We start from the raw sequence: 12,013 nt of genomic DNA on the forward strand, positions 1-12,013 counted from the left end.
ACGAGGTATGTGAGGAACTAACACATATTACAAACGTAGGCTATTGAGACCAATAAGCCACTAAAACAAACAATCAGGCGGTCGAAGGGACACTCCCTATTGCCGATATCTATTCCGATAATTTATCGAAAGGTGCTACGGTTATGTTCATTGAACTGTCGAGACACAAACGGTATTACCTGGCGGTACCACTGGAAAATATCATGGAGGCTGTCACGCTGTACCGTGCCCCGACGACGGTCGCCGACGCCGAGGCCATCGCCGACTGGCTCGATTCGCGGGTGGACGCCGAGGTTGCCGTCCGGAACCGGTTTCTCTCGCTGCACGGGGACTCGGCCCTGGCGGAGTCCTTCGCCGAGTCGCGCGTGCTCTCGCCGTACGACCGCGAGACCGGGAACACGATGCTGGGTATCGTTCGCTACGAGGAACGCGCGCTGGAGTCGCCCGAGCGGGCCGGCGGCGTCATCTACGACGGGCTGGCTGTCCAGCGGGCACTCCACGAACGAATCCCCGAGTCCGAGCGGTCGCTAGACCACCTTCACGTTCCGCTGCTGGACCGCGTCCTCGGGACCTGGGGTGACCACGACGGCCGCTGGCACAAGCGCGTGAACGTGCTTGGCCAGCCCGCGGTCGTCTCCGTGCCGGGGCTGTACGAGGCCCCGGCCAAGCCCGAGCAGTACTACAAGGAACAGCAGAAACACGCCTTGGTATCCGGCGGGGCACCGCCCCGGGAAGTGCTGGAAAACGAGGTCGAGGGCGATTTCCTAGTCGAGGACGACCCGCGAACAACCGACGCCCTCAAGGGGTACGTCCTGCAGGCATACCACTATCTCGACACGGGCGAGGCGTTCTGTGATGAGGAGGCCTGCCGGCTCCACAATCCCCACCGCCAGCCCGGCGTCGTCGCCGCACAGCTTCAGAGCCCCGCGTTCTGTCCCGCCCACGCCGAGCGGTACCGGGTGGAGTGACTGCGTAGCGGACGGGTTCGGGTATCCGCTGCTCGTCACGGACCAGTACGGTGAAGTGACCGGTCGCGCCAGTGGTAGGTACCGACCCCCGTATCCGCCCTGCATACATGTCCGAGTCAGCGCCACCGCGTCGGCGCGATGTCCGTCTCGTCCTCGGGTCCGCCCTCCTGTTGGGCGTCGCGCTCGGCGTACACTACGCCCTCGTCCGTCCGGAACGCATCGGCCTGAACTACCGCGTCTACGACGCCGCGGCCCGCGCGGTCCTGGCCGGCGGCGACTTCTACGCCGCGACGCCGGACAGCGGCCTCCGCTACCTCTACCCGCCGGTGACCGTGCTCGCGTTCGTCCCGCTGGCGGCGCTCGGTCCCTGGCCCGTTGGATTCGCCGTCGTGACGCTCGCCTCGGTTGCGACGAGCGCTGTCACGGCGAGGCTGCTGGTCCGGTACGTCGAGTCGCTGGGCCACACCGTCCCACTGAGCGAGCGAGTCCTGCTGGGCGCGTACGTCCTCGCGTCGGTCCACGCCGTGCCGTCGCTCGCGTACGGCCAGGTGAACCACCTGCTCGTGGCGGCCTTCGTCGCCGGACTGGTCTGGCTGACACAGGATCGGAGATGGCGGGCCGGAACCGCTCTCGCTGTCCCGGCGTTCATCAAGGTGTTTCCGGCGGCGGTCGGCCTCTGGCTGCTCCGCCGGCGGGCCTGGCGGGCTATTGGAGCCGCGGTCGGCACCGCCATCGCGCTCACGCTGGCGGGACTGGCCGCGTTCGGCCCCGCAACCTACCGGACGTACGTCCTTGACGTACTCCTGCCTCGGCGGGACGGCGCGGCCTTCGCTGGCGGGCTCGACCCGGCGGTGAGTTACGTGACCCTCCGCCGGCCGCTGTCGGTCCTCTTTCCGACCGCGGACCCGACGTGGTTCGCCGTCGGTGCGGCGGCTCTGCTTGCGCCGGTGCTCGCGGCGCTGTACTGGCGGCCGACCGGCCTCACCGACCGCCTCGTGGCGCTGTACGGGACGTTGACCGCGATGTTGCTTTTCTTCCCGTCGCTGCTGCTGTACTACGTCTACCTGACGTTCCCGCTCGTCCCACTCCTATATCATCTGCCTCGGGGCTGGGGACGGCGGCTGTTCGTCGGCGGGACGCTGGTCGCGACTCTCTCGCTGTCGTTCCGGTCTGTTCGGCCACTTCTGGGACTGTTCCTCGACGCCGCACACGCTGATGCCGTTGCGGCGGCTCTCAGGCCAGTCTTCACTTTCGGGACGCCCGTGCTGTACGGCTGTTTGCTGACGCTCGTTGGCTGTCTGGTCTACCGGGTCGAAACCGGCGACCTCTCGCTACCGACCGTTACTGGCGACGACCCGGCGGAGGCCTGACGCACGCGCCGTGCCGTGCCGCTTACACGACTGTGCCCGACAGTAGGCCGAGGTACCCGCCGGCAAGCGTCTCGTAGCGTCGGTCGACCGTCCGCTCGGTGAGCCGTTCGCGGGCCACCCGGACTCGGCGCTCGAACGCGCTGGCGTGTGATCGCCTCGATAGTCGCGTCCCCGGTGCGGAAAGGCGGACGAACCCCTCGAACGCCAGGTTCAGCGGCGCGGCGAGCGCGCTGGGACTCCGCTGGAAGTTCAACAGTGCGACCCGGCCGCCGGGAGCGACGCTGTCACACCACGCGTCGACGGCCGCCGCGGGGTCCTCGAAGATGCCGGCGACGAACGTCGCCAGCACGGCGTCGACCTCTCGAACGGGCGGTCTGGCAGCATCGGCCTGTACGTAGTGGATGGTCTCGCCCGTCCGCGCGGGCCTTTCGCGGGCGCGGTCGAGCATCTCCCGCGTCACGTCGACACCGACGACCCGGCCCGACGGGCCTACTCGCTCGCGGAGGAGGGAGACGTTCGCACCCGTGCCACAGCCCATCTCGACGACGGTGTCGCCGGGTCTGAGCGCCAGCGCGTCCGCCGCCCGGTCGCGCCAGGACGCCACACCGGGGGCACTCGCCAGCCAGTCGTACACCCGCGCCCATCGGCCGTAGAACGAGCGGGCGTCGGTCACAGGATTTCGCGCGCCGTTTCGGCGACCGCGACGGCGTCGTCCCCGAGCAGGTACACCACCGGTTCGATACCCATCGCGCCGGTGTGATAGAGCGCGTCGGCCCCCGGTTCGTCTGCCAGTGCGGCCGCGACGGCGGGCTCGACGCTCTCTTCGGCGTCGAACTCGACCACGGTCCGACCTGAGTCTCGCAGTGAAGCTACGACAGCGTCGTCGTACCGGACGTTCAACACCGCGCGGGCGTCGCTGCCGGCGGCCCGCACCGCCAGCAACAGCGACGCGACGTGCTCGCTGACGCCGAACTCAGGGTCCGCCGGGATGGTCGCTCGTCCCTTCACGTCCAGAATCCGCCCCGGAACGGCGGCCACGTCTTCGATGCTGTCGGCCTCGGGGAGACACTGGACGAGGTTCGACCCGACCGCCGGGATGAGCGTGGCGAACCCGCTCGTGTTTTCCAGCACGCTGAGTCCGCGCCGCACCGACGCGAGCGTCCGCTCGGCCGACCGGAGCTGCGAGTCGGGGTCGTGGACGGCGAACTCGTCGTCGTAATCGCCCAGTTCCGGAACCGCGTCCTCGTGTAACTGCGCGAGCACGCCGCCCTGTTCGAGTTCGCGGATGAACACTTCGGCTTCGACCAGTGCTTGAACGGAACTCATATCGCCGTCGGCCAGCCCGTCGGCCAGCCGCTCGACCAGTTCGGCCAGTCCGCGGTGGGCCAGCAGGTCGTCGTGGCGCGCCACGTCGCCGTGGACGTACTTCGAGACCGCGCTCTGGCTGATTCCCAGCAGGTCGGCGACCTCCGACTGTGTCAGCCCGCGCTCCCTGAGGGCGTCAGCCAGCAGCGAACGAAACGTCGGCAGAAAGTCGTCGACGACGATCTCCTCGATGAATCGCATCTATTGGTCGCCTCCGAACGCAACTTCGTTTCTCACCGAGACCATGATGCCACGCGTCGCGGGCATCACTGATCGCCTCCGAACTCGCGATCTCCCTGTATCTTGCTCGCCTGCGGCCCGGACTGGCCCTGGTACTTCGAGCCGCGTTCGGCCCCGTACGGGCGGTCGGCGGGCGTCTTGAGTTCCGTGAAGGTGAGCTGGGAGATTCGCATGCCAGGCGTGAGCGCGACCGGTGCGGTGCCGAGGTTCGACAGTTCGAGCGTGATCTGGCCCTCATATCCCGGGTCGCACAGGCCCGCCGTCGCGTGTACCACAATCGCCAGCCGGCCCAGCGACGACCGCCCCTCGACGTGGGCGATGAGGTCGTCGGGAATGGCGACGCGCTCGTGGGTCGTCCCCAGCACGAAATCGCCGGGGTGGAGGATGAACTCGTCGTCCTCAGCGACGACCGTTTCGTCGACGTAGTCGGCGACCTCGTCCTCGGAGTTCGGGTGGATACAGGGGATGTTGGCGTGCTGGAACTCCAGGAACTCCCGACCGAGACGGAGATCGATGCTGGCCGGCTGGATCTGGATGTCCGGGTCGTCGAGCGGTTCGACGACGAGGTCACCCTGTTCCAGCCGTCGGAGGATGTCCGCATCAGAGAGTATCATGAGAGTGGCGTTTGCGGCCGCGGGCCTAAACTTCCCGGTTCTCAGGGCACAGCAAAACACGTCGTCGGATTCGGACCCGTGTGCTCGGGGATGGGCCAGCAGACCGGTCGCGGTTTCTCTCGTCGTGTTCGGGACTGTGCGGTGCGTTTGCCGCTGCTGGAGGGACGAATCTCCCCCGTACACGACTGGTGTTATCGAGGGGACTGGGTGGCAATCGTTGGACTAGTGCACAGTCAGAACCCCCTCCGACGACCCATGAACGTCACTCCAAACAGTAATCCACTAAACCCGAACAGTGAGAACGCAGCCGGTTCGGACAGAGCGGCGGCGGCCCCGCTAGCGGGTTGTGGGATACTGATGGTCAGCGTTCCCTGCTCGCCCGGTGCATAGGTTTCGCTCGTGACTGTCTGGAGTTCCTGTTGGTCGACCTCGGAATAGTTGAACGGTCCGGGGAGCGTGAACGCCGCGAGGTGGAGCGTTCGGTTCTGGCCGTCCTCCGGCAGTTCGAACTTGACGGTGACCTGCGTCGGCGCGTTCCGGTCGTCGAAGGTGAACGACTGGCCGGTGATTGTGACGTTCTTCAGTTGGCCTTCTCTGTTCTGGTGGAGAACGGAGGGGTTCTCTGTTACCCCATCATCTGAGTTCCCCAGCGCAGCCATCAGATCGCGGTCGTTTTCGCCGTAGTACGGCGGGGCAGGCGGTTCTGCACCGGGACCGAAGTCCACTTGCCAGTAGACCGTGTCCGGTTCAGGCGTTTCCGTTTGGGTCCTCGTTGGCTCTTCAGTTGGTTGCTCAGGCGTTTCGGTTTCAGTCGGTTCTTCGGTTGGCTCCGGAGTTGGCTCTGGAGTTGGTTCCGGCGTCGGTTCAGGAGTCGGCTCCTCGGTCGGCTGCTCAGTGGGATCCTCGGTCGGCTGTTCAGTGGGTTGTTCAGTAGGATCCTCGGTTGGTTCAGGCGTTGGTTCTGGCGTAGGCTCCGGCGTCGGCGTTGGTTCCTCGGTCGGCGTCGGTGTCGATGGAATCGTACAGAACGCGAGGAAGCTGATTCCCTGGTTCGTCGTGACCATCCCCGACGTTTGTGGCGGGTCAAGCTCGTTGGCTTGTTCAATCTGACTCCCGCCGCCCGCTTGCACTACCACGACATCAACGGGCTCCTGTGAGGACCAGTTGACGGATATCGGCCCTTCAGATGGCCCCTCGTCGAAAGCGTTTGGCGTGAACGTCACCACGTCTTCGCCCTGGCCAAGAACGAACCCGAACCCGTTGTCGGTCGATTCCCAGTTGTACTTCGCCAGTAGCACCTCATCGCCTACGCACGGATTTGACGGACTCCGTGCGTCCGATTGCAGGGAGTACGACTGTGCGGACTGAGTTACCTGTGGGAGGCCGAGCCCAGCGACGGCCACCGTCGTTCCGGCAACAATGAGGATTATGAAGGCGGTGACAGCTACAAGTGGGACCTCGCCACGTCTTGCATCGTCACTCATACTCGCTCTCACTGATCGGGCCTGGGACGGCCGCATCCAGACACAGACTGGTGGTTCTCTGTACTACTTTTGACACTATCGAGAACATCAAGCATTACTGAGAAGGGTATTTATTTCGTTAGTATCCAACTTATCCCAGTAAGATACCACTTCCAGCCGGTTTTTCGGCCGTTATTTTGAATGAAGCTTTGGGAAGAAATAGGTCCGGTAGTGATTGTTCTGTTGCACCAGGAGATGCCAGTGCAGTGTGTGCATCTACGAGTTACCGACCAGCATGGTCGCAGAAACGACGACAAGGTCGACACCGTGATAGCTGGTTAGGCGGACGCTGGAGGATATCTCCGGGGTGTGCTCGGCCAGGGCGTATGTACTCTGTGGTATGTGCAACCGTGGAGGGAGTCCGACGGGAGTTTAAGTACGGGTGGCCATGTAATCGTATGAAGCAGGCTATCGTCGCGCGGGCCGACATCGGCATGGGGGAGGGCAAGCTTGCCGCCCAGGTTGCCCACGCCTCGCTGTCGGCCTACGAGGACGCCGGCCCGAAGCCCCGCAAAGCCTGGAAGGGCGCGGGGCAGAAGAAAGTCGTCCTGAAAGCCACCAGCGAGTCCGAGCTGTTCGAACTCGCGGACGTGGCAGAGCGCGAAGGCCTGCCGCATGCGGTCGTCCGGGACGCCGGCCACACACAGCTCGACCCGGGGACAGTGACGGCACTCGCCGTTGGCCCCGCCGAGGACGAGCTGGTGGACCGCGTTACCGGCGACCTGCCGCTGTTCTGAGGGCAGCGGTGCACGATACGGTTATATAGGAGTAACCCTAACCTCAGGTGAACAACAACACCACACATCATGCAAGGAAACGAACAACAGGCCTACGACCGCGGGATCACCATCTTCTCCCCGGACGGACGCCTCTATCAGGTCGAGTACGCACGAGAAGCCGTCAAGCGCGGAACCGCGAGCGTCGGGGTCCGCACCGCGGACGGCGTGGTCATCGCCGCAGACCGCCACGCCCGGTCGCCGCTCATCGAGCGCGACAGCATCGAGAAGATCCACGAGATCGACTCCCACGTCGGCGTCGCCAGCGCGGGCCACGTGGCCGACGCGCGCCAGCTCATCGACGTGGCGCGCCGCCAGGCTCAGGTCAACCGCCTGCGCTACGACGAGCCGGCCTCCGTCGAGTCGCTGACGAAGGAGATTACGGACTACATCCAGCAGTACACCCAGACGGGCGGTGCGCGCCCGTTCGGTGTCGCGCTGCTCGTGGCCGGTATCGAGGACGGCCAGCCGCGCCTCTTCGAGACGGACCCCTCGGGGACGCCCTACGAGTGGCAGGCCGTCGCCATCGGCGGCTCCCGCGAGGACATCCAGTCGTTCCTCGAGGACGAGTACGACGACGAGATGGACCTCGAAGGTGGCATCGAACTCGCGCTCCGGGCGCTGGCCTCGGTCAACGAGGACGGCCTCGACGCGACCGGTGTCGACATCGCCACTATCGACGTGGAGACCGAGCAGTTCCGGAAGCTCTCGGAGGAGGACATCGCAGAGCGCCTTGACGAGTTCGAACTCGGAGGTGAGAACTAATGTACGACCCTGAGAACCGACTGACCGATGCCTACGAGCCCGAAGTCGGCAACCTACCGAATGAGGACGGCGGCCGCGACGAGGAGAACGTCGTCAAGACCGGGACGACGACCGTCGGCATCGCGACGGAGAACGGCGTCATCATCGCGACGGACCGGCGCGCCTCGCTGGGTGGCCGCTTCGTCTCGAACAAGCAGGTCCAGAAGGTCGAGCAGATCCACCCGACGGCCGCGATGACGCTGGTCGGCAGCGTCGGCGGGGCCCAGTCGTTCATCCGCTCGCTGCGCGCGGAGGCCGATCTCTACGAGGTCCGCCGCAACGAACCGCTCTCGATTCACGCGCTGGCGACGCTGGCGGGCAACTTCGCCCGCGGCGGCCCGTACTTCGCGATCAACCCCATCGTCGGCGGCGTTGACGAAGAGGGGAGCCACGTCTACAGCGTCGACCCCGCTGGCGGCGTACTCGAAGACGACTACACCGTCACCGGCTCCGGGACGATGGTCGCGACGGGGACCATCGAGGGACAGTACGACCCCGAGATGAGCCTCGGCGAGGCCCGTGACCTGGCGATCCGCGCCGTCAACGCTGCGGCAGAGCGTGACACCGGGTCCGGCAACGGCGTCGTGCTCGCGGAAATCACCGGCGAGGGCGTCGAAATCGACGCCTTCGACGACTACGAGTCGGCCGAATAACCCGGCTGCCCTGGTTTTCGGCTTTTTTGCGGTTAGTTGTCAGCGACTAGTTTCTACTCACTCCCGCGGAACGACCCGCATCGGATAGTCCGAGTGTCGCATGATGTCCTGTGCGACGCTGCCGAAGATGAGCCGGTCGGTCTGGCTCCGCTTGCGGACGCCGATGACGAGTTCGTCGGCGTCGACCTCCTCGGCGATATCGAAGATGTCCGTCGCCGGACTGTTACCACGGATTATCTGGTAGGTTTCGACGGACACCAGGTCGCCCAGCCGGTCCGAAACGACTTCGAGCGCGGCCTTTCCGTCGGCGACCGCCGCCGACCGTGTGCTGTCACCGCCGCGCTGTGAGTTGACCGCGTAGACGCTGTCGTCCGGGTCGAGGACCGTCTCCAGATACGAACACAGCGTTTCGCTGACTGTCTCGGAGTTCGTCGCGAGCACGAAGGTCTGCATGTGCAGTGGTCTGTCCGCTGTCATTATAAGTGTGTGTCAGGTTACCAAAAACACAATCCAGAACAGTCTGCTAACCGTGGCTGTTACTCTGTCACGATCAGCCAGCCGACGGCCAGGAAGACGGCGAGCACGAGTAGAATCGATCCCCAGGTCAGCGCCGCGAACGCCGTCGATCCGAGCGCGGCGAGGGGGAGGACGGCTGGTGGAGTCATTGCTCGGACCCCCCGTCAGCCACCGGGTCATCGAGCGCGCGGACCTCCCGTCCGAGGCTGTCGAGGTCGGCGTCGGCCCCGCCCAGCAGCGTCGCAACTGCGGTGAGGCCGGCTGAGACAAGTGTCGCGCCGGCGAAGGCGATCAGGAACGACGGCGCTGGCAGCAGATTCCCGATGCCCGGCACGGCGGCGACGAGGCCACGCAGCGACGGGAAGTAGGTGAATCCGACGAGGAGGCCCGCGATGCCAGAGACCATCGCGCCCGGACCGGTGAGCCGCTCTGTATAGAGGCCGGCGAGGAACGGCACGAACACGCCGGCAGCCAACAGGTCTGCTGTCAGGAACAGCTGGAGGACGCTGTACCCCTGTGCGCCGATAAATATCGCGGCGAGCGCGACGGCGACGGTCAGCCCGCGCCCGCCCAGCCAGAGGGTCCGCTGGTCGGGGTCATCAAGCAGTCGAGCGAGGTCCGCGGTGACGACGCTTGCGATGGCGTTGAACATCGTGTCGGCCGAACTCATCACCAGCAGGACGGCGAGGACGACGACGGCGAGGGTCACCCACGTCGGGAACGCCTCCGCCACCACGAGGAAGAAGGCGATGCTCGCAGAGCCGGATTCAGTGAGTCCCAGCCCCGTGGCGGCGATGCCGAACAGTCCCGAGAGCAGGAGCATCGGCACGACGACGACAGCGGCGATGCCCAGCCCGCGCCGCAAGGTGCGTTCGCCGTCGGCGGCGTACACGCGTTGCCAGACGCCCTGGTTCAGCATGTTCGCGCCCAGCAACGCAAAGGCCACGTACAGCCCGAACTCCAGGCCGGGGCCGAAGGTCGGGTCCAGCAACGTCGGGTCGGCTGATACCACCGTCGCGTGGAATTCACTTGTCCCGCCCAGCGAGAGCAGTGCGCCGCCGAACCCGACAGCCAGCAGCGGCAGGATGACCAGCGTCTGGACGGTGTCGGTGACGATGCTGGCGAGCAGGCCGCCGTAGGTCGTGTAGACGAGGACGAAGCCACCGATGAGCAGCGAGGTCTGCCAGAGGGGCACGTCTGCCACGAGGGCGAGCGCGCTGGCGATACCGGTCATCTCCGCGGCGAGGAAGATGAACATGTAAAACACGGAGACGAGCAGGACGAGCAGGTACATCCCGGACCCGAAGCGGGCGTAGGCGAACTCCGTCAGCGAGTGGCCCGCGGGCATCACCTCGCGGATGCGAGCGCCGACCGGGATGAACAACAGGAGTGGAATCGCGCTGCCGATGGCGTAGCCCAGCACGGCCGGCAGCCCGCCGAAAGCGGCCCCGGCCTCGGCCGGACTCAGCAGGATCCAGACGCCCATCATCGACGCGATGACCGTTGCGGCGAGGGTCCCGCTGCCGGCCGAGTCCCGGGCCGAAATGTACGTCTCCACCGAATCGATGCGGCCGCGTGCGGCGAGGAGGCCGACCCCCGTGAACACGAGCACGGTCGCCGCGGTCAGGCCGAGAACGACAGCCGAGGAGACCATCTACGGGCGTACCTCGCTGTCGACTGTCGCTGGATGGGTCTCGTAGGCCGTCTCGAAGAACCGCTGTTCGAGCGTGACCGTACGGTCGAACAGCGACACCACGCGGGCCTCCCGCCGGGGCGAGAGCGTCGGACCGACGGCGTCGAGTTCGCACCGCAGCCAGTCGACGAACGCGACGAACGAGTCGACGGCGTGGAGGTCCACCCACTCGGCGAAGTAGAAGGGCAGTCCCATGCCGGCGCTGGGCGGTCCGTCGGCATTGGGGTCGCCATGCGTTTCCGCGGCCGCCGTCGCCCACGACTCGTATATCCACTCGGCGGGGACGAGCACAGCCAGCGTCTCGGCGTAGCCGCCCTCCCGGGCGGCACGACCGAGCAGGTCGACGAACCCAGCGGTCGCCGCCGTCGTCTCCGGGTCCTGCCACCGTGACTCCGAGACGCCGAGCGCGGTAAAGGAGCGCTCGAAGTAGTCGTCTTCCTCGTCGGTCACGGTATCGAGAAACTCGACGAGGCGTCGCTTGGCGGCCATGTCCGGGGCCTGCCCGACCGCGTGACCGAACGTCCCGACGAGTTCGTCGACGAAGGCGTAGTCCTGCACTAGATACCTGGCGAACGCGTCTTCGTCAAGCGTGCCGGCCCCGAGTTCCTTGACAAAGCGGTGCTCGACGGCGGCGTCCCAGTCCGACTGACGCCGCTCGCGGAGCCAGTCGGTGAATCGGGGGTCGGTGACGCGGTCGGCGTAGGCGTCGTACGTTTCGGCCGTCATATCTCCCACCCCTCCTGCGTGTAGGCCATTTCCCAGAACCGGTGTTCAAGCTTCGCGCTCGTCAGGAACGCGTCCTCCATCGCGTCGTGTTGCCCGGGATAGCGCTCGCCACAGCGGTCGACGTACGCCCGACACCAGCCCGTCGCCTCGCGGAAGTCCTCGCCCGTGTACATCTCGATAAAGGGCGTATACCGATGCTCCTCGTCGGCCAGGTCAGCCATGTGTTCGGCGATGTCGAGGTAGCCCTGCATACAGGGGTACAGCGCCGCGGCGATTTCCGCCTCGTGGCCCTCGTAGGCCGTCCGGACGAGGAAGTTCGTGTACGCCAGACAGGTCGGGGCTTTCTCGGTCGACTCCAACTCACGCTCCGAGATGCCGTAGTCCGCCGCGAACTCCCGGTGGAGGTCCATCTCGGTGTTGAGCACCTCGTGGGCGACCCCGATCAGGTGCGTCATCGTCGACTCCTCGCGGGCCGTCGCGCCGGCGAGCGCGAACAGCCGCGCGTAGTCCTGCAGGTACCGGTAGTCCTGTGTCACCCAGTGTTCGAACGCCGCCTCATCGAGCGCCCCATCGGCCAGTTCGCGGACGAACGGGTGCTCCTTCTGTGCTGTCCAGATGTCCTCGCCGATGTCGAGCAGGTGGTCGCTGAACGCCATTAGTAATCGAGACAACACAGCCCGCCGCATTATATTCTGCTAATATAACTGAGTTGTAGCGCGCGAAACGGGGAGAACTCGGCCGGCAGGGTACTTGAGGCTGGGGCGT

At 65.8% G+C, this 12,013-nt stretch carries 14 protein-coding genes; 5 read left to right on the forward strand and 9 right to left on the reverse strand.

Annotation, left to right across the window (positions count from 1 at the left end):
* Nucleotides 1-203: 203 nt before the first annotated feature.
* Together NDI54_RS05155 and NDI54_RS05160 are read left to right on the forward strand one after the other, a co-directional pair.
* Nucleotides 204-968, forward strand: coding sequence for a DUF7001 family protein (locus NDI54_RS05155; RefSeq protein WP_310895403.1), 765 nt, complete (start codon nucleotides 204-206; stop codon nucleotides 966-968).
* Nucleotides 969-1,075: 107 nt separating this feature from the next.
* The gene (locus NDI54_RS05160) at nucleotides 1,076-2,338 is read left to right on the forward strand and encodes a glycosyltransferase family 87 protein (RefSeq protein ID WP_310895404.1); all 1,263 of its coding nucleotides are present in this window, start codon (nucleotides 1,076-1,078) and stop codon (nucleotides 2,336-2,338) included.
* A gap of 22 nt (nucleotides 2,339-2,360) precedes the next feature.
* On the opposite strand, the gene NDI54_RS05165 is transcribed toward NDI54_RS05160, so the two are convergent.
* The 4 genes from NDI54_RS05165 to NDI54_RS05180 form a co-directional block, all read right to left on the reverse strand.
* Nucleotides 2,361-3,011 (reverse strand): class I SAM-dependent methyltransferase, encoded by a 651-nt coding sequence (locus tag NDI54_RS05165; protein ID WP_310895405.1) that lies wholly within the window; start codon nucleotides 3,009-3,011, stop codon nucleotides 2,361-2,363.
* Nucleotides 3,008-3,904, reverse strand: coding sequence for a thiamine-phosphate synthase family protein (locus tag NDI54_RS05170; RefSeq protein WP_310895406.1), 897 nt, complete (start codon nucleotides 3,902-3,904; stop codon nucleotides 3,008-3,010). The genes NDI54_RS05165 and NDI54_RS05170 overlap by 4 nt, the downstream gene beginning before the upstream one ends.
* Nucleotides 3,905-3,969: 65 nt before the next feature.
* Nucleotides 3,970-4,557 (reverse strand): dCTP deaminase, encoded by a 588-nt coding sequence (dcd, locus tag NDI54_RS05175; protein WP_310895407.1) that lies wholly within the window; start codon nucleotides 4,555-4,557, stop codon nucleotides 3,970-3,972.
* 233 nt (nucleotides 4,558-4,790) lie between these two features.
* Nucleotides 4,791-6,041: a hypothetical protein gene (locus NDI54_RS05180; protein WP_310895408.1), complete on the reverse strand. Its 1,251-nt coding sequence runs from the start codon at nucleotides 6,039-6,041 to the stop codon at nucleotides 4,791-4,793.
* 437 nt (nucleotides 6,042-6,478) lie between these two features.
* Between NDI54_RS05180 and pth2 the strand changes: the two genes are divergently transcribed.
* The 3 genes from pth2 (at nucleotide 6,479) to psmB (ending at nucleotide 8,313) form a co-directional block, all read left to right on the forward strand.
* Nucleotides 6,479-6,817, forward strand: a complete 339-nt coding sequence (pth2, locus tag NDI54_RS05185; protein WP_004591375.1) for a peptidyl-tRNA hydrolase Pth2 — start codon at nucleotides 6,479-6,481, stop codon at nucleotides 6,815-6,817.
* 69 nt (nucleotides 6,818-6,886) lie between these two features.
* The gene (gene psmA, locus NDI54_RS05190; RefSeq protein ID WP_310895409.1) at nucleotides 6,887-7,621 is read left to right on the forward strand and encodes an archaeal proteasome endopeptidase complex subunit alpha; all 735 of its coding nucleotides are present in this window, start codon (nucleotides 6,887-6,889) and stop codon (nucleotides 7,619-7,621) included.
* The gene (gene psmB, locus NDI54_RS05195; protein ID WP_310895410.1) at nucleotides 7,621-8,313 is read left to right on the forward strand and encodes an archaeal proteasome endopeptidase complex subunit beta; all 693 of its coding nucleotides are present in this window, start codon (nucleotides 7,621-7,623) and stop codon (nucleotides 8,311-8,313) included. The genes psmA and psmB overlap by 1 nt, the downstream gene beginning before the upstream one ends.
* 57 nt (nucleotides 8,314-8,370) lie before the next feature.
* Here psmB and NDI54_RS05200 read toward each other — a convergent pair whose 3' ends face one another.
* The 5 genes from NDI54_RS05200 to tenA all read right to left on the reverse strand — a co-directional run bounded on the left by NDI54_RS05200 (nucleotide 8,371) and on the right by tenA (nucleotide 11,904).
* The gene (locus NDI54_RS05200) at nucleotides 8,371-8,766 is read right to left on the reverse strand and encodes a universal stress protein (protein ID WP_310895411.1); all 396 of its coding nucleotides are present in this window, start codon (nucleotides 8,764-8,766) and stop codon (nucleotides 8,371-8,373) included.
* Nucleotides 8,767-8,849: 83 nt separating this feature from the next.
* On the reverse strand, nucleotides 8,850-8,978 hold the full coding sequence (locus NDI54_RS05205; protein WP_310895412.1) for a hypothetical protein: 129 nt from the start codon (nucleotides 8,976-8,978) through the stop codon (nucleotides 8,850-8,852).
* The gene (locus tag NDI54_RS05210; RefSeq protein ID WP_310895413.1) at nucleotides 8,975-10,483 is read right to left on the reverse strand and encodes a sodium:solute symporter family transporter; all 1,509 of its coding nucleotides are present in this window, start codon (nucleotides 10,481-10,483) and stop codon (nucleotides 8,975-8,977) included. Before NDI54_RS05210 ends, NDI54_RS05205 begins: the two co-directional genes overlap by 4 nt.
* Nucleotides 10,484-11,248 carry a TenA family protein gene (locus tag NDI54_RS05215; RefSeq protein WP_310895414.1) on the reverse strand — a complete coding sequence of 255 codons (765 nt, stop codon included), beginning with the start codon at nucleotides 11,246-11,248 and terminating at the stop codon, nucleotides 10,484-10,486.
* Nucleotides 11,245-11,904 (reverse strand): thiaminase II, encoded by a 660-nt coding sequence (tenA, locus tag NDI54_RS05220; RefSeq protein WP_310895415.1) that lies wholly within the window; start codon nucleotides 11,902-11,904, stop codon nucleotides 11,245-11,247. Before tenA ends, NDI54_RS05215 begins: the two co-directional genes overlap by 4 nt.
* Nucleotides 11,905-12,013 lie beyond the last annotated feature (109 nt).

The organism is Haloarcula terrestris (genome assembly GCF_031624315.1).
In the GTDB taxonomy this organism is placed as follows: Archaea; Halobacteriota; Halobacteria; order Halobacteriales; family Haloarculaceae; genus Haloarcula; species Haloarcula terrestris.